The organism is Halogranum roseipondis (assembly GCF_059695585.1).
The window spans coordinates 1702313-1719067 of record NZ_CM185235.1; the positions used below are offsets into that span (position 1 = coordinate 1702313).

Below are 16755 nucleotides of genomic sequence, written 5' to 3' on the forward strand. Positions count from 1 at the left end.
AACACCCCGAGTCGACCCTCATCACTCATCGTCGAACACCTCGAGTCGATACTGTTGGGCCGGGTTCGTGGTGGTGAGCAGGTCCATCAACTCGCTGGACCCGCCACGTCTGACCTTGTCGCGTTCGCGTTCGATCGTGTCGAGTGCGTCGTGGACGTCGTCGCCGAACAGGTTCTCGAGGTACGTTCGCGGGATCCGGTCGATGTCGAGCGTCTCGCCGTCGTCGGAGTGCTGTGGCGGTGCAAAGGGCGGGATGTAGTAGACGTTCGGTTCGGTCCGGTACTCCGGATGCAGTCGAAGCGCGACCCGCCACTCGTTGACGAGTTTGTGGATCGGCCCCTCCTCGTCGTCGAGAAAGCCCACGACGCGCAGTTGCGGCGGGCAGTCTGCCGCACACGAGGGGGGACGAACCTCGCCGTCGGGTCCCTCGCCTTCGATACGCGGGTAACAGAAGATGCACTTCTCGGACGTCTTCTTCACCGCGTTGTAGTACACCTTCTTGTACGGACAGCCCTCGACACAGTAGCGGTAGCCCCGACAGCGGTCCTGGTCGACGAGGACGATGCCGTCCTCCTGTCGTTTGTAGATCGCTTTCCGCGGGCAGGCCTCGACACAGGAGGGATGCGTACAGTGGTTGCAGATTCGGGGCAGGTAGAAGTAGTAGGAGTTCGGGAATTCGCCTGCACCCTTGTCCTCGTCCCAGTTCGGCCCCCACTCGGGGTCGTTGTCCACGGGCTGGAGCGGTTCGTCGCTCCCGCTGTACATCACCTGTTCGTGGTTGAACTCCCAGGCGCGACCGTAGTCCTCTTGGGACGGAATCGTCCCCTCGCGCCGATTCCCGTGTGCCGGGTCGTGCGCCTGCTCTCGGGACTCGTAGCCGCCACCCGACTCCTCCCAGTTCCGCGGATACCCCTCGCCGGGTTTGGTCTCGACGTTGTTCCAGTACATGTACTCTCGGCCGCCGCCCTGCGTCCAGTTGGTCTTGCAGGCGACCGTACAGGTCTGACAGCCGACGCACTTGTTCAGGTCCATCACCATCGCGACCTGGTGGTCGACGCCGTCGGCGAGGTGGACGTGGTGGTCCGACTGACTCATTCGCCGTCACCCCCGTCGACTTTCTCGACTTCGACGCGAACGTCGCTGTTCACTCCCGTCGGTCCCCAGTAGTTCGGGGAGAACGAGAGGTGTTCACCGCTCTCTTCGGGGTACTGGACGAGTTGAGTAGGTTTCATGTACATGGGCACGAGCGTGTTGAAGTTGTTGCGACTGGCGAACTGGAACTTCTCCCACGCGAAGAACATCCGCGCCGTCCCGGGTTCGCCGCTCGGGTAGATCTTCACCTGGAGTTCGACCGACCCGAGGTCGTTGTAGAGGCGGACGGTGTCGCCGTCTTCGACGTCGCGAGCAGCAGCGTCGTCCGGGTTCAGGTAGACGACGGGCTCGCCACGCTGGAGGCGCAACAGCGTCTCGTTGTCCCGCCACGTCGAGTGGATCGACCACCGACCGTGTGGGGTGTTGTACCGCAGCGGGTATTCCTCGGGGTCCTGTTCGTTCGTCGGCCGTTTGTGCGTCGGCAGCTCCTCACCGAGGTCGAGGAACCAGTCGTGGTCGATGTAGTACTGTTGGCGACCGGTGAACGTCGGCCAGGGCTCTTTGTCCTGGACGAACTGCTTCCACGGGGCGTACGCCTCGCCCTCCTCGATGGGTGAGGTCCAGTGATCGCCCGTCGCCAGGAACCGTCGCGGCTGCTCTTCGATCTGGTCGAACGTGATCCGGTCGTCGACGTCCTGTGGGTTGGTCTCCTCGGAGTGGTCGAGGATGAACTCACAGGCCGCTCTGTCCGCTTCGAGCGCCCCTTCCTCGCCGGTCAGCCAGTCTCTGACGTAGTCGTCGTGGACCGACTGGAGGTCGATCTCGCGGTCGAACTTCCGGTCCTGCACGGGGTCGACGCCGCGCTCGGTCGCGATCTCCTGGATCTTCTCGGCGAGGAGACGGAAGATCTCCCAGTCCGTCTTCGACTCGCCGAGCGGTTCGACAGCGGGTGTGAAGGGGTGGACGTAGCTGTGCATGTCCGTCATCGAGAGGTCGTACTTCTCGTAGTGACTGGCCGTCGGGAGGACGATGTCGCTGTACAGCGCCGTCGAGTCCATGCGGAAGTTGACGTCGACGACGAGGTCCAGTTTCGGCCAGAGCGTCTCCTCGACGGCGACGTTCCCCTTCGCCTGGTTGAAGTAGTTCCCCCGCCAGACGAGCATCACCGACGGGTCGGGTCGCGACCCGTTCGGTCGCTCTGCGGGGTACAGCGGCATCCAGTCGTTGTCGATCGACTCTCTGATGCGCCGGGCGGTGTCCTCGTCGGTGTTGTCCAGAATTCCCGCGTGGTAGTACGTCCACAGCGTCGTCGCGACGCCGCGGACGTTCCCCGTCGGATACGACAGTTCCTTGAACCCGTGGGTCGCCCACATCTTCTCTTGGCCGACGTAGTGGTCGAGTCCGGTCCCCTGCCGGCCGAGGTTCCCGGTGAGCGTCACGAGCAGCTGGATGGCGCGGTTCGCGAGGTCGTTGTGATACCAGTCGTTGACGCCCTTGCCGTGGATGATCTTCGCGCGTTCGGCTTGTGCGAACTCGCGAGCGACACGCTGGTGGGTCTCTCGGCCGACTCCCGACTCCTCGTTGACGTACTCGGGGGTGTACGTCGCGAGTTCGTCACGGAGGCGCAGCCAGACGGTTCTGACGCGGACGTCGCCGTCGCCCGTCGAGACCGTCCGGTCGACCGCCAGCTGCGGGTCGAACTCCAGTTCGATGCTCGCCTCCGGGTCGTACTTCCCGGCGCGGTTCCCGAGCGACCCCGGAGCGGTCCGAAGCGTTCCGTCGGCGTCCTGCATGACGAAGACGTTCTCGTCACCGTCGTCGCGGATATCTGCACTCCGGAGGAACTTCCCCGTGTCTTCGCGGACGAGAAGCGGCATGTCGGTCTGCTCTTTGAGGTGCGCCTCGTCGTAGCGTTCCTCGTCGACGATCGTCCGGGCCATCCCGAGGGCGAGCACCGTGTCCGTTCCGGGTGTCGGTCCGATCCACTCGTCACAGTGGATCGCGGTCTGTGAGTAGTCGGTGAAGACGCCGACGCGTTTCGTCCCGTTGTAGCCCGCCTCGAGGAAGTACTTCGCGTCGGGGATGCGCGTGACGTTGATGTTCGACCCCCACGCGACGATGTAGTCGGCGTTGTACCAGTCGGCGCTCTCGGCGTTGTCCGTCTGGTGACCCCACGTGATGGGCTGACCGGGCGGGAGATCCGAGTACCAGTCGTAGAAGGAGTGGCTCACCCCGCCGAGCAAGTTGATCAGTCGCGACCCGGAGGCGAACGAGACGGGGCTCATCGCGGGGATCGGCGTGAACCCGCTAATGGCGTCGTACCGCTCTGCGGTGACCTCCTCGACGACTTTCTCGGCGATCTCGGTCAACGCCTCGTCCCACGAGATCCGCTGCCACTTCCCCTCGCCGCGAGCGCCGGTGCGTCGCAGGGGGTACTTGATTCGCTGGTCGGCGTTGACGTAGTCCGAGTAGCACGCCCCCTTCTGACAGCCTCGGGGGTTCGGGTCGGGGACGGTCTCGTCGAAACGGGGGTAGTCGCCGGCCTGCGACTCGCGCCAGACCTGTCCGTTGCGGACGAACACCTCCCACGAGCAACTTCCGGTACAGTTGACGCTGTGGGTGCTCCGGGCGGTCGAGTCCCAGTCCCACTCCTCGCGGTAGAGGTCCTCCCAGTCGCGATAGGGGTAGTTACCGATCGGGTCGTCGACGACTTCGAGGCCGTCCATCTGGAGGAAGTCGTCGGCGAGTCCTGCCCCCGACGCGCCGAGGAGTCCGGCGACGCCGACGCCTTTGAGGAACCCTCGCCGGCCGACGCCAGACAGCAGTGTGTTCGACTCGTCTCGTTCCGTGGTTTCGTGTCCGTCAGTCATTGTTCACACTCGATGAAAACCGTGAGTACTGCCAGTGCAACGCCGAGCGCACCGAACGCGATTCCAGTCGTCGTCTGTCCACCAGTCTCGAGACCGATCGCGACGAACGCGACGCCGAGCAGTTTGGTGAGTCGGTCGAGACGACGGTAGCGCGTCGCCGAGAGCATCACGCCCATCAGTCGTCACCTCCGCTCTCGTCGGTCGACTGGGGCTTCCGATCCGAACGGGTTCGATCGTCTCGCCCGTCGAGGACGAAGTACGTGATGCCGCCCGCGAGGAGCGGTCCCAGAACCATCGACGCGACGAGACCGGTCGTGATCGCGTCGGTGGTCGTTCCCAGAATCCCAGCGAGGATGTTGTTCATCCCCGCGATCGAGGCGATCATGATGAACACCACCGCCGCGATTCCGACGGCGGTCTGCCAGGGCCGATCGAGGGGACTCGCCGTGAAGTGCGTCTGCTCTTCGGACCGGTCGACGAACGGCCAGAAGAACACCGCCGCGAAGACGAGACCGGGGAGGACCATCCCTCCGATGAACTCGGTGTTGACGTGGACGTCGACGATCGGGATGGTGAAACTGAGCCACCCTGGAATCACCTTCAGGAAGCCGTAGAGCCACATCAAGAACCAGTCCGGCATGATCAGTCCCGGCGTCCCCGCCGGGTCGTTCGGCCCGTACTCCGCGATGTTGTGGACGGGGAGGAAGCCGGCGAGCAACGACAGCGTCGCGAGCGTCAGGAAGAACACGACCGCGCTGACCGCCGCCTGGTTGGGGAAGGCGGGGAGTCCGACGACTACGCTGTCGTCGTCCCGCGCGACTCGTCGCTGTCCCTCGACGTCGTCGTCGCGAGCGTGTTCGGTGTGTTTCTGCCGGACCAAGATCGCCATGTGGACGCCGATGAGCCCCGCGATGATCGCGGGCAAGACGAACACGTGCAGGAAGTAGAACCGCGGAATCGTCGCGCTCGAGGGGAACTGTCCGCCGAAGACGAGCTTCGCGATGGCGTCACCGACGATTGGTATCGAGAGGGCAATGTTGTAGCCGATGCCGGTCGCGGTGCTGGCGAACTCGTCGAAGGGGAGGGCGTACCCCGTGTAGGCGGCGAACATCGACACGACGGCGAGCCCAGTTCCGACGAGCCAGTTCGGTTCTCGTGGGTTCCGGTACGCGCCCGTGAAGAACACGCGGAGCATGTGCAGTGCCATCGACGCGACGAACAGGTGGGCGGCCCAGTGGTGCATCCGCCGCAGGAGCATCCCGAACGGGACGTCGTAGGTGATGTGCAGGACGCTCACGAACGATTCGGGCAACTCGTCGCCCTGATACTGGGCGACGCTCCCCTCGTAGGTGGTGGTGCTCGTACTCGGCTCGAAGAAGAACCCCAGGAAGATGCCGGTCGCGACCAACACGAAGAAACAGAACAGCGCGACCTCCCCGAGCAGGAACGAGTCCTCGGCCGGGAACGCCTTCCCGAGGAAGGTCTGGGCTCGCCGCAGGTCGAATCGGGAGTCGAACCACTCGTACGCCCGGGTGAGACGGCTCACGACTCACCTCCCGGTCCGACTGTGCCGACGAAGTCACCGGTCGCGACGAGTGTCCCCTCGCTCGAGAGCGTGATCGGGAGCTGCGGCAGCGGCCGGGGTGGTGGTCCGCCGACGACGCTCGCGCCGTCTTGGAGATTGAACTTCCCGAAGTGACACGGACAGACGAAGACGTCGCCCTCTCGTTCCGAGACCATACAGCCGGCGTGCGTACAGACCTTCGAGAAGGCCGCATAGCCGCTGATCGTGTACTCGGCCCGCGTCGACTCGCTGAACGCCTCCTCGGGGTAGCGGACGAGCAACGTCGGGGCCTTCTCGATCCCGGGGCGGGGTTCCGGAAAGACGGTTGTCGCCTCGCCCATCGCGAGGGTGTCTTCGGTGATGCGCGTCCCGTCGCTATCGACGAGGGGGACGCCGTTCGAGTAGATCGGACCCGTGTATCGTCGCTCGAAGACGCGCGTGAGGCCGGCGAGTGGGGCGGCGAGACTTCCCAGCGCGGTGAGGCCACCGATCGTCGCGAGGATCTTGGCGTAGTCACGGCGGACGAGTGAGGCTCTCGTGTCCGAGTAGATGCTCGGCCGCCCGCCGTCGCTCCGACAGTCACAGCACGTGGTGGGCGAGTCGTCGACCGTCGAGTTTCGCCCGTCGTCGTGAGGTGAGGGGGGCATCGGTCAGTGCCCCCGCTGTTCTGCCACTTCGACGTGTGGCATGAACCACGCGTAGTACGCGATCGTCGATGCGGCCAACGAGAGAAACATCCCCGCCGCGTAGACGCCGAAATACTGGGTTCGAGCGAGCGTCAGGTACTCGCCCGTGAACAGCGCCGCGAAGACGATCGCGAGTATCGTCAGCCCACCCATCACGACGATTCCCTCGATCGCATCCGAAGAGTCGTGGTACTCGACGACCCACCGTGACTCCGTCTGAAACCACGGGAGACCGGCTCGGCCACCGTCGGCGACGGCGGCATCCGAGTCGTCGTCGGGTCTGACGGCTTCGTTCATGAATCGGTGAGCGCCGCTGAGGACGCCGACGAGTCCGAAGAGTGCGACCCAGACGATGACGCCGACCTGACTCGGCGAGAGTTTGGTCGGCGTGTCGACGAACCCCGCGAGCGGTTGCATCTCGGATACGCTCTGGTCGATCTCGATCTCCTCTGCCGGTGGCTCCCCCTGCAGGCCGATGTACCACATCGGCAGGAGGACAGCCAACAGGACGACGCCGATTGTGACCGTTTCCTTTCTCATATCTTGATGGCTCGCTAGTGTGTTGGAGGGGTTCGAACACCCCCCCAACTTCGACGACTGATCGCGAAACGTCCCGACGGTAGCTGAGATCTGGTCGAGGGGGTCGACTGCACGGTTGTGTGACCGCCGAGCGACGATACAAAATACTGCTTCGTATGTGGGTAGTTCACAACCCACAGAACCACGGGTTTTTATAACTCTCAATCTGTCTGTAACGAAATTTTATGTCGATAGTCAGTCTCTTTCTGTTATGGCTGCGGGAATACACGCGGAGATCGAGCTCGCCTCCAAAGGTGCCTGTTCGATCGCGGCTCTCAGTGAGAACTCGACGATCACGTCGGTGAAGCGGGGGACCCCGAACGGATCGGAGCTCGAACCTGTCGAGTTCACCGTCGAATCGGGTGACGACCCGGGAGACATGGAACCGCTCTTCTCGTACGAGTCGAAGCGCGTCTATCGGACGCACCGTCACGTGGACCACACCTGTCCGTGTGACCAGATCGAACAGTACGACTGTCCGGTACGCGACGTCCACGCCGAACACGGACGGCTCCGGCTCGCGTTCTTCGCACACGACACCGAAACCCTCCGACGGATCGTAGCGGAGTTGGAAGCCACGTACGGAACGGTCCACATCAGACGACTCACCCAGTCGCAGACGAGCGACGGCGACTCCTCGCTCGTCTTTCTCGATCGGTCGCTGTTCACTCGTCGTCAACTCGAGGTGCTGGAGGTCGCCCACGCGATGGGGTACTTCGAGTATCCGAAGGGGGCGAACGCCAAGGAAGTGGCCGCCGAAATCGGCGTGTCGAGATCCACGTTCGTCGAGCATCTCTCTGCAGCACAGACGAAGCTGCTGAACCAACTGCTAGGATAGTGAACACGCGCTGTCCCGCAACGCTCGCCGCCGTCACTCCGACTCGGCGACGGTGACACGCGTGACGTGGCCGCCACAGCCACACTGGTCGACGTACTCGAGTCGTACGTCGTCGCCGAACGTCGCCACGAGTTCGTCGGTCAGGTAGGTGTCGGGGTGGCCGTGTGCAGCGTGCGTGACGAGGTTGACGTGGTAGCCCTTCGCAGTGCGGACGACAGCGTCGAGAGCGTCGGCGACGAGTCGGTCCCGGTCGGTTTCGTACTCCGGCCCCTCGAGGTTCATCGACCACGAGGTCGTGTGCAGTTGTCCCGACTGTGGACTGTCAGCGGGGGTCGTCTCTCTCATCGTCACTCCACCACCACGACGCCTTTCATGCCGAGTGACTCGTGCGGCGTGCAGACGTACTTGTACGTCCCAGGGTCGTCGAACGTGTGCTCGAAGGTGAACCCCTCCTGTCCACTCATCTCGCTTTCGAACGTGCCGTCCGTGGCGGCGACGTTGTGCATGCTCCCCTTCCCCGTCCAGGTCCACACGACCGTCGTCCCGGCGTCGACGCGAACCGCGACGGGGTCGAACGCGAAGTTGCCACCGTTGCCCGCAGCGCCGACGCTGACCTCGACCGTGCTCTCGCCCGTCTGGTCGACGACGGTGTCGCTGTCGTCGACGCCGTCGAGCCACCCTCCGAACGCAGTATCCGTCGCATCGGCGTCGGTGCCGGACGCCGACGTGGTCGTCGGTGTCGACTCTGGTGTCGGTTCGTCCGCGTTCGCCATACAGCCAGCGACGAGCGGCGAGACGACGAGGGCAGCCCCGACCGTCTTCAACACTCGTCTCCGGTCGTGAGTGGATTCGAACGTCATCTGTATGCCGTCCTTCGAGTCCGAGGTAGATGTAGCGTCGACGTCGTTCCTACACCGTGAGAATCAGCGAACAGCGAGCGACAGCGGTCGATATCGGTGTCGAACGTCTCGATCGTCCGTCGTACATACGAATCCGCAAGTTGCCTCCGTGGGTCGGTAAGCGATACCCTCAGCGCGAGGAACCCTCGCCGTTTACGGCGAGGAAGATGTCATACGCCGCCGCTTCGTCGAAGCTCTTCCTTCGCGTTCGCGATCCCGTGCTGGTCACCCAACTCCTTGTAGTGGAGGTAGAGCGCATAGAGGAACGGGACGCCGAGGACGAGTCCCCCACCACCGGCGGCCGTCAGGCCGAGCGGAGTCAGCGTCGTCTCGTTCTGTCCTCCTGCTCCGACGACGACCGCACCCTTCATCCCCCGCTCGGCGTGCGGTTCACAGACGTATCGGCAGATGCCGTCGCCGTCGAACGCGAGGGCGAACGTCGTCCCCGCTTCGCTCGAACGGTCGCTCTCGAACGTGCCCTCCGTGTCGACGACGTCGTGCGTGCCACCGTCGCCGGTCCACTCCCAGACGACCGTCGTTCCGGGGTCGACGCGGACCGCCGCGGGTTCGAACGCGTATCCGCCGCCGTTTCCCGTTGCGCCGACGGCGATTCGGACTTCGTCGAGCCCCGTCGCGTCGACCGTCTTTTCGTAGTTGTCGACGTCGTCGAACCAGTCGCCGAAGTCGGGTTCCGGGTGCGAGGACGTGCTCTCGCCGACGAGCACGTTGCCCACGACGACGGCCGCGCGCATCCCCATCGCCTTGTGCGGAGTACACGCGTAGTAACTCACACCCTCGGCGTCGAACGTGTGTTCGAACGTCGACCCGGCCGCACTGACGAGATCGCTCTCGTACGCGCCGTCTTCGGCGGCGACGTTGTGGCCGCCACCTTCGCCGGTCCACTCCCAGACGACCGTCGTTCCGGGGTCGACGCGGATCGCCGCGGGGCCGAACGCGAACCCGCCACCGTTCCCCTCGGCACCGACGGCGACCGTCACGGTCGTCTCACCCGTCAGGTCGACGACACCGTCGTAGTTCTCCACGCCGTCGAACCAGCTCTCGAAGTCGATCTCTGTCTGTGCCCGTGCGGTCGGCACCGTCCCGAACACGCCCAGCGCGACGGCGGTTCCGGCGGTCGCTTGCAGGAACTCACGTCGGGCTACCGTCGGAGCAGCGTCTGTCGAACTCATGGTTAGTCACAACAGAGACGACGAGACGACGCCCGATAACCAGTCACCCCCCTTCTCGGGGTATGAGAATCAACTATCTAACACATCAGTGTCGGTCTCGTACGCTCAGTCGTACTATGACCGCTTCAGCTATGACCCGACGACAGGTCCTTCAGACGATGGGTGTCGGCGGTGCGGTGGCAGTCGCCGGCTGCCTCAGCACGACGAACACCGGTCAGATCTCGGTCGACCCCGTCGCCACACCCGGCTCGCTCACGGGAGCGCTCCCCGTCGACGTCGACCGCATCGCAGCCGATCCCACGGCCATCCCCGGCCCGATCACGCGGACGACCCCGGAGACGGTCGTCGTCGAGCTCGAGACTCGCGAGCTGGTCGCCGAAGTCGAACCCGGCGTGACGTTCACGTACATGACGTTCGACAACCAGATCCCGGGGCCGTTCATCCGCACGCGGGTCGGCGACACGGTCGACCTCACCGTCACGAACCACCCGGACAACTCGATGCCGCACAACATCGACCTCCACTCGGTCCGTGGTCCCGGCGGCGGGGCCGAAGACACGATGGTGATGCCGGGAGAGACGAAACGCATCACGTTCAAAGTGACGTACCCAGGGCTGTTCGTCTACCACTGTGCCGTCCCGAACCTCGATTACCACATCTCGGCGGGGATGTTCGGCGCGATCCTCGTCGAACCCGAGGAGGGGCTGCCGCCGGTCGACCACGAGTTCTACCTCGGCCAACACGAGCTCTACACGACGGGAAAGACTGGCGAACAGGGACACCACGAGTTCGACTTCGAGGCGATGGCACGCGAGGACGCGACGTACGTCCTCATCAACGGGGAGAAGTACGCCATCGGACCGCAGGGGTACAACGACATGCAGATGACGGTCGGCGAGACCGCCCGCGTCTACTTCGTCGTCGGCGGGCCGAACCTGCTCAGCAGCTTCCACCCCATCGGCTCGGTCTTCGACGAACTCTACCCGGACGGGTCCATCCGATCGGACCCGCACCGCTACGTCCAGACGACGCCCGTCGTCCCGGGGAGTGCGGTCATCGCGACTCTCTCGGCACCCGTCCCGGGACCGATCAAACTCGTCGACCACGCACTCAGCCGCGTCGCGCGGAAGGGCTGTATGGCCGCCATCGACGTGCAAGGCGAGGAAGATCCCGAGATTTACGACCCCGACCCCGCCCAAGGGTGAGCACACCTGCGCCGGACGCTCGTCGACTCCTCTCGGATCGAGAGTTCGACCCAACTGTGCGTTCACTCCTTCTTCCGAATCTGACAGTTTGGAATTTCAGACAGTATTCGGCGACTTCAAATCAATATATCGTCCGTGGCAGTGACTATCTGACATGGCATCAGTACCAGACCTCGGTATCGAGATTCCGGAGATCACACAGGTCGCGTTCGTCGTCGAGGACATCGAAGACGGGATGGACCGCTTCGGCGCGCTCCTCGGCGTCGAACCGTGGGACGTCTACGAGTTCGAACCGCCGACGCTCCACGACACGACGTTCCGTGGCGAGGACCGCGACTACAGCATGACGCTGGCGCTCACCACCGTCGGCGGGACGATGCTCGAACTCATCGAACCGAAGGAGGGCGAGAGCATCTACACCGAACATCTGGACGAACACGGCGAAGGGCTCCACCACATCGCCTGCTTCGCGTTCGAGGACACGGAGTCGGTGGTCGAGACGTTCGAGGACAACGGCTTTCCCGTCCTCCAGAGCGGCGTCTACGGCGACGTGCCGTACTGGTACTTCGACACCGCAGACGAGTTGAACGGCGTCATCTTCGAGACGGCGACGAACCTCGACGCCATGACCGAGCCGGACAGGCAGTATCCATGATACATAGTGCGAGCGCGTACCCCGCGTCTTCAGGCGCGGGTCAAGCAGACAATAGCGTACATCTCCACTGACGATTGCACGGCTGGATTTCCGACCGTGTACGGGAGTTTTAAGATATCGAAGAAGAATAGTGTGTCGTACGGATGAAGACCACACGGCACGCAACGTACAACCTCAACTACCACATAGTGTGGATACCGAAGTGCCGCCAATCGATACTCGTCGGTGACGTTGAAACCCGTGTGCGAGACATCCTCCACGAGATCGCTGACGAGAAAGGGTTGGAAATCATCGACCTCACCATTCAACCCGACCACATCCACCTGTTCGTCAGTAGCCCACCGAAGCACGCCCCGTCACTCCTCGCCAACTGGTTCAAAGGCATCAGTTCGCGGAAGTACAACCACCGCCACGCCGACCACGACGGCGAGAAAATCAAGTGGGAACGCGGCTACTATGCGGGAACAGCAGGGGACGTTTCAAGTGAGACTGTCGAGAAGTACATCCAGCGTCACGAGGAGGACGAACAGTGACCGAACTCACCGAGACGCTGGAACTGAAGCTTGTGGAACCGAACGCACACAAGCATCGGAAACTCTGTGAGACAAAACGAGCGTACCAAGACGCGCTCGAAGCCGCGTTCAACGCCAACTGCACCACACAGTCGGTGGCCAACGACGTGGTGGTCAACTACGACCTGAGCGGATACGCGAAGAACGCGCTCAAGAAGTACGTCCCGCAACTCTGTGGCGGGAGCTACGACGCGAAAGAGCTTCACGACGACCATCCCGTCCGATTCACGAACGAAGGCCCGAAGCTCGACCACAAGCCACAGAACGCCATCGAGTGGTACGTCAAAGTCCCGCACCACGACGACTACCACCTCTGGGTGCCTGCGCAACCGAATCCCGAACAACGAGAGTGGCTGGAAGCGCTGCACGCAGGGGACGCGAAGATGGGTGAGTGTCGGCTGTTTGACCGTGACGGTGAGTGGTACTTCCACATCGTCGCTACGCGGGACGTGGAGGAACGAGAAACCAGTTCGGCGGAGACGCCGATTGGGGTAGACATCGGGGAAGCCTCTTTGTTAACGGTGTGTCACCGTGACGAGTGCGGCTCCCCGACTGCTCCCAACCTCTGGAACGACGAAGGAAAGATAGTTCGACAGCTCCGTGAGACGTATTTCACGGCGACTCGACGCCTTCAGCAACGCGGAAGCGAACGTATCGCTGCATCTTACGGTGACGAGTTGTGGCGACACATCGACCACATCCTTCACACGGTCACGTCGGAGGTCGTCGCCTACGCAGACCAATTCGACAATCCCGTACTGGTTTTGGAAGACTTGACGCACATCCGTGAGAACATGGACTACGGCGCGTTCATGAACCGACGACTCCACGGATGGGGCTTTGCGAAGATGCACGCGCAGATTCGCTATAAGGCGGCTGAGAGGGGGATTCGCGTGGAAATGGTGAATCCCGCCTACACCTCGAAGACGTGCCACTGTTGCGGTCAACAGGGCCACCGCCCGAAGCAGGCGACGTTCAAGTGTTCCAACTCGGAGTGTTGGGTTTCGAAGTACCAAGCAGACGTTAACGCCGCGCTCAATATTGCAAACCGCTACCTCAGTGGAGAGAGCCATTCAAGAGAACACACGAATGGCAATGACTCGGCTGAGGACGGGGGGTCTTTGACCGCCCCACAAGACAGCCAAGCCGATGCTGAAACTCAGCAGGCGACGCTTGGAACGTATGCGTCTTGAACCCTTAGGGCCGCGCTCGGCCTGAAATCCCATGGTGGGGTTCTCGCGACTTTAGGCGCGGGAGGAGGTCAACTGGTTGGGATACCGTCCGCCGTCGAGTGTCGCTCGAAGCAGTCGTGGTTCGTAGCTATCTGGGTCGAACACCGTCTCGAGGACGAGCGAGTCGGCTGTCAACTGTCGCTCCAGCAATCGCAGCGTCTGTCTGTCCGCCGGTCCAGTCGAGTCGGAGTCCGAGTCCTCTGGTGGCGGACTCATCTACGCGGGGAGCAGATGGCCATCGTTCTGCGAGAGCTGTCGAGCAAGTTCGTACAACCGAATGTCTCGAATCACTCCTTGCCAGTCGCTTACCGCAACCATCCGCTCGTGAATCGTCTCGTGGTCGTCGTGGTCGAAGACCGACACGTCCGTGGGGTCTGTCGTCCCGAACTGGCTCTCGTACTCAGAACGCTGTTCCTCTAGTGCCCTCACGCGGTCGATGATCTCCTCGACAGTGAGGTCGGTCGCGATTCGACTGGCGTCCTGCCACTCGAGATAGCCCTCGTTCCGAGTGTACCGAGCGGGACGACTGTCCCGGTCCGCTTGGACGATACCCATCTCGGCAAGCCGGTCGAGGTGCTTTCTCGCAGCGTTCGGCGAACAGTCTGCGAGCTCCGCGATCTCCGTGTACGCAGTCGGTGCTGTAGTTCCGAGGGCGACCTCGTAGATTCGATCGAACGTGTCCTTTCCCTCCTGCCACCGTCGTTCGTCGGAATTAGAACCCGGAGCAGGGTCGAATTCGACCATAGCCGATCTACGCGGCTGTGCTCAATATATCTTCGAATTTTGCAAATATCTGTGAGCAGCGTTCGTTGTAGTTCACGACGCGAAAACGGCTTTACCGTGCGTGGAACACTGCAGCGAGCAGAAAGAGGTACAGCGCCGCACCGACCAGCGTCGACAGTTCGCCGAGCGTCGTCGCTGCCGAAACCCCGCCGACGAGTCCGACGGTCTGTCCGAGGAGCCCGCCGGCGAGTGCGCCGATCGAGACGAAGGCGGTGCGGTTCGACGCGCCCGGGAGCGTTCCGATCGCCGGCGGGTAGAACTGGTAGGCGATGCCGACGATCGAGAGGCCGAGGAAGCCGAGCAGGTTCAATCGGAGATGCGCGAGCACGGCCGACGGAGCGCTGTGGCCGACCGCGAACCCCACTCCGAGCGCGGCGGCGACGACGCCGCAGAGCGCGCCCGCGAGCACACCGTAGAACCCCACGCGTCGGCGGTCAGAGCGGACGAACAACAGCCCGTACCCCAGGGCGAAGCCGACGACTGCGACGGTCTCCAACAGTGCGCCGAGGTAGAACCACGGCGCGTTCCAGAGGTGGACGGCGAGCAGACTCGGTCCGACCGCGCCGGTCGCGAGGACGAGCACGACGAGTCGACGCGGCGGCTGTGCGACCAAGAACCGCGGGAGGAGTCGAAAGCCCAGGGCGAAGATCAACAGCCCGGCGGTGCCGGCAGCGAGGAGATGCGTCACGCGGGGACCGTAGCCGTCGAGGAGCGGCGGGAGCGACGTCGCGAGCGCGAGCGTCTCGTAGCTGCCGACGGTCAGATAGAGCAAGGCGACGGGGACGAACCCGTTTGCCACTCGGTCGACCGGTCGTCGGTCGACGTTCGTCTCTCCCGTCGCAGTCTCGCGTCCCGTGAGGTTCGTCCGGAGGGTCCAGAGGAGCGTCCCGAGAAAGACGGCGACGCCGAGCGACCACAGGAGCGCACCCACTGGTTCGAGCCACGACGGGCCGACCTGCAACGACGCACCGACGAGGCTGCCGGTGCCGAGGACGACGAGCGGGAACTGGACGGCGGGCGCACGCGGGAAGGCGAGCGTGCGGGCGAAGTAGCTCGGAACGAGCGAGTAGGCTTTCCCGAACACCATGTGCAGGACGAACCCGAAGAGCGCCAGCAACACCTCCGTTCGGCGGGGAACGCCGACGAGAGCGGCGAGTTGCCACGAGAGGAGCGACACAGCGCTGACGAGGACGTAGCGTCGTGCCCACCGTGAGACGGTTGCTGGAGCCATGTCGAGCCAAGCGTATATCTCTCGGTCGACATATTAACTCTCCGTCCGCACTCGGTCGAGAGTGGGAAGGTGAAGAGACGAAGGTACTGTCATTCGAAGCGTGCTCGTCAGACTCCGCTGCAGTGCTGTGCTCTGCTGACTCCCCGCTCCGAAGACGAGCGAGACAAAGACCTTGCGGCGGTTCTTCCCCGTCGTGAGCCAGCCACTAGTTCTTACTTGCACCGGTGTCTCACAGAGAACATGACACCGACGGAACTCCGTGCCGACATGCCGGCGCTCGAAGAGGTCACCTATCTCAACACGGGTGCGAGCGGTCCGAGTCCACGCCACGTCGTCGAGGCCGCAGAGTCGTTCCTCGAGTACCACGAGTTCGAGTCGCCGGCGGGTGAGGGGATGTACCCGGCTGCGTTCGACACGTACGACGACGTGCGGGCGACCGTCGCCGACTTTCTCGGTGCCGACACGGAGGAGGTCGCGCTCACCCAGAGCACGAGCGACGGCATCAACCGTATCGCTGGCGCGCTCGAGTGGGAGGCGGGCGACGTCGTCGTCCGCACCGACTTCGAACACCCCGCCGGCATCCTCCCGTGGCAACGACTCGAGCGGACACACGACGTCGAGGTTCGCGTCGTCGAGAGCACGGGCGGACGACTCGACCTCGACGCCTACCGCGAGGCGGTCGAGGACGCGAAGCTCGTCTGTTTCAGCTCGCTCACCTGGAACTACGGGACGCGCATGCCCGTCGAAGAGCTGGTCGACATCGCTCACGAGGCGGGGGCGTACGTCCTCGTCGACGCGGTGCAGAGCGTCGGACAGACGCCGGTCGACGTCCACGAATGGGGGGCAGACGCCGTCGCCGCCGCCGGCCACAAGTGGCTCCTCGGCACCTGGGGTGCGGGCTATCTGTACGTCGACGACTCGTTCGCCGAGGAACTCCACCCGCGTGCGCTCGGCTATCGCGGCGTCGTCACGCCGACCGACGAGGAGTACGAACTGAAGTCGGGCGCAGCACGACTGGAGATCGGGACGACGAACCCCGCACCCTACGTCGCCCTCCAGCAGGCGATCGAGACGATGGGCGACGTCGGACTCGACACCGTCGAGTCTCGGATCCACGACCTCGCCTCGTCGCTGAGCGACGCCGTCCCCGACGACCACCTCCTGAGTCCGACGACGCCCGAATCCGGACTGGTCACCGTCGACGTCGCCGACCCAGAGGGGACCGTCGAGCGGCTGAAAGAACAGGGAATCGTGATCCGACCGCTGCCCGACCCCGACGCGGTCCGCGTCTCCGTCCACGCCTTCAACACCGAAGACGACGTCCAGTCGGTACTCGAGGCGCTGGACGGGGAGTATTGA

General features: G+C 63.7%; 18 protein-coding genes. 6 read left to right on the forward strand and 12 right to left on the reverse strand.

Annotated features, from left to right (window positions below; genetic code table 11):
* Nucleotides 1–21: 21 nt before the first annotated feature.
* From narH to EOHIBHHM_RS09150, 6 genes are read right to left on the reverse strand one after another with little or no spacing between them, the layout of a single operon-like run.
* Complete coding sequence (gene narH, locus EOHIBHHM_RS09125) at nucleotides 22–1095, reverse strand: nitrate reductase subunit beta (RefSeq protein WP_497256700.1); 1074 nt, start codon at nucleotides 1093–1095, stop codon at nucleotides 22–24.
* Nucleotides 1092–3962: a nitrate reductase subunit alpha gene (gene narG, locus EOHIBHHM_RS09130; RefSeq protein WP_497256702.1), complete on the reverse strand. Its 2871-nt coding sequence runs from the start codon at nucleotides 3960–3962 to the stop codon at nucleotides 1092–1094. Before narG ends, narH begins: the two co-directional genes overlap by 4 nt.
* Nucleotides 3959–4138, reverse strand: coding sequence for a DUF8120 family protein (locus EOHIBHHM_RS09135; protein ID WP_497256703.1), 180 nt, complete (start codon nucleotides 4136–4138; stop codon nucleotides 3959–3961). The genes narG and EOHIBHHM_RS09135 overlap by 4 nt, the downstream gene beginning before the upstream one ends.
* Nucleotides 4138–5508: a cytochrome b gene (locus tag EOHIBHHM_RS09140; RefSeq protein ID WP_497256705.1), complete on the reverse strand. Its 1371-nt coding sequence runs from the start codon at nucleotides 5506–5508 to the stop codon at nucleotides 4138–4140. The genes EOHIBHHM_RS09135 and EOHIBHHM_RS09140 overlap by 1 nt, the downstream gene beginning before the upstream one ends.
* Nucleotides 5505–6173 carry a Rieske 2Fe-2S domain-containing protein gene (locus tag EOHIBHHM_RS09145; RefSeq protein WP_497256707.1) on the reverse strand — a complete coding sequence of 223 codons (669 nt, stop codon included), beginning with the start codon at nucleotides 6171–6173 and terminating at the stop codon, nucleotides 5505–5507. The genes EOHIBHHM_RS09140 and EOHIBHHM_RS09145 overlap by 4 nt, the downstream gene beginning before the upstream one ends.
* A 3-nt stretch (nucleotides 6174–6176) precedes the next feature.
* Nucleotides 6177–6752, reverse strand: a complete 576-nt coding sequence (locus EOHIBHHM_RS09150; RefSeq protein WP_497256709.1) for a hypothetical protein — start codon at nucleotides 6750–6752, stop codon at nucleotides 6177–6179.
* A gap of 250 nt (nucleotides 6753–7002) precedes the next feature.
* Between EOHIBHHM_RS09150 and EOHIBHHM_RS09155 the strand changes: the two genes are divergently transcribed.
* Nucleotides 7003–7629, forward strand: coding sequence for a helix-turn-helix domain-containing protein (locus tag EOHIBHHM_RS09155; RefSeq protein ID WP_497256711.1), 627 nt, complete (start codon nucleotides 7003–7005; stop codon nucleotides 7627–7629).
* A gap of 33 nt (nucleotides 7630–7662) precedes the next feature.
* On the opposite strand, the gene EOHIBHHM_RS09160 is transcribed toward EOHIBHHM_RS09155, so the two are convergent.
* The 3 genes from EOHIBHHM_RS09160 to EOHIBHHM_RS09170 all read right to left on the reverse strand — a co-directional run bounded on the left by EOHIBHHM_RS09160 (nucleotide 7663) and on the right by EOHIBHHM_RS09170 (nucleotide 9718).
* Entirely contained in the window at nucleotides 7663–7974 is a 312-nt protein-coding gene (locus EOHIBHHM_RS09160; protein ID WP_497256713.1) for a CGCGG family putative rSAM-modified RiPP protein, read from the reverse strand.
* A 2-nt stretch (nucleotides 7975–7976) separates the two neighbouring features.
* Nucleotides 7977–8489: a halocyanin domain-containing protein gene (locus tag EOHIBHHM_RS09165; RefSeq protein WP_497256715.1), complete on the reverse strand. Its 513-nt coding sequence runs from the start codon at nucleotides 8487–8489 to the stop codon at nucleotides 7977–7979.
* A gap of 209 nt (nucleotides 8490–8698) precedes the next feature.
* The gene (locus EOHIBHHM_RS09170) at nucleotides 8699–9718 is read right to left on the reverse strand and encodes a halocyanin domain-containing protein (RefSeq protein WP_497256717.1); all 1020 of its coding nucleotides are present in this window, start codon (nucleotides 9716–9718) and stop codon (nucleotides 8699–8701) included.
* 131 nt (nucleotides 9719–9849) lie between these two features.
* Here EOHIBHHM_RS09170 and nirK point away from each other — a divergent pair, with 131 nt between their 5' ends.
* The 4 genes from nirK to EOHIBHHM_RS09190 all read left to right on the forward strand — a co-directional run bounded on the left by nirK (nucleotide 9850) and on the right by EOHIBHHM_RS09190 (nucleotide 13343).
* Nucleotides 9850–10923: a copper-containing nitrite reductase gene (gene nirK / locus EOHIBHHM_RS09175; RefSeq protein ID WP_497256719.1), complete on the forward strand. Its 1074-nt coding sequence runs from the start codon at nucleotides 9850–9852 to the stop codon at nucleotides 10921–10923.
* 154 nt (nucleotides 10924–11077) lie between these two features.
* Nucleotides 11078–11578, forward strand: coding sequence for a VOC family protein (locus EOHIBHHM_RS09180; RefSeq protein WP_497256721.1), 501 nt, complete (start codon nucleotides 11078–11080; stop codon nucleotides 11576–11578).
* A 143-nt stretch (nucleotides 11579–11721) separates the two neighbouring features.
* Nucleotides 11722–12111, forward strand: a complete 390-nt coding sequence (tnpA, locus tag EOHIBHHM_RS09185) for an IS200/IS605 family transposase (protein WP_497256723.1) — start codon at nucleotides 11722–11724, stop codon at nucleotides 12109–12111.
* Nucleotides 12108–13343, forward strand: a complete 1236-nt coding sequence (locus tag EOHIBHHM_RS09190) for an RNA-guided endonuclease TnpB family protein (protein ID WP_497256725.1) — start codon at nucleotides 12108–12110, stop codon at nucleotides 13341–13343. Before tnpA ends, EOHIBHHM_RS09190 begins: the two co-directional genes overlap by 4 nt.
* A 51-nt stretch (nucleotides 13344–13394) precedes the next feature.
* Here the strand turns inward: EOHIBHHM_RS09190 and EOHIBHHM_RS09195 are convergent, their stop codons facing one another.
* The 3 genes from EOHIBHHM_RS09195 to EOHIBHHM_RS09205 all read right to left on the reverse strand — a co-directional run bounded on the left by EOHIBHHM_RS09195 (nucleotide 13395) and on the right by EOHIBHHM_RS09205 (nucleotide 15396).
* Nucleotides 13395–13598, reverse strand: coding sequence for a hypothetical protein (locus EOHIBHHM_RS09195; RefSeq protein WP_497256727.1), 204 nt, complete (start codon nucleotides 13596–13598; stop codon nucleotides 13395–13397).
* A complete protein-coding gene (locus EOHIBHHM_RS09200; protein WP_497256729.1) occupies nucleotides 13599–14126 on the reverse strand; it encodes a DUF7342 family protein in 528 nt (175 codons plus the stop codon). It lies immediately after the preceding gene.
* 91 nt (nucleotides 14127–14217) lie between these two features.
* The gene (locus EOHIBHHM_RS09205) at nucleotides 14218–15396 is read right to left on the reverse strand and encodes a hypothetical protein (RefSeq protein ID WP_497256731.1); all 1179 of its coding nucleotides are present in this window, start codon (nucleotides 15394–15396) and stop codon (nucleotides 14218–14220) included.
* Between the two features lie 240 nt (nucleotides 15397–15636).
* Here EOHIBHHM_RS09205 and EOHIBHHM_RS09210 point away from each other — a divergent pair, with 240 nt between their 5' ends.
* A complete protein-coding gene (locus EOHIBHHM_RS09210; protein ID WP_497256733.1) occupies nucleotides 15637–16755 on the forward strand; it encodes an aminotransferase class V-fold PLP-dependent enzyme in 1119 nt (372 codons plus the stop codon).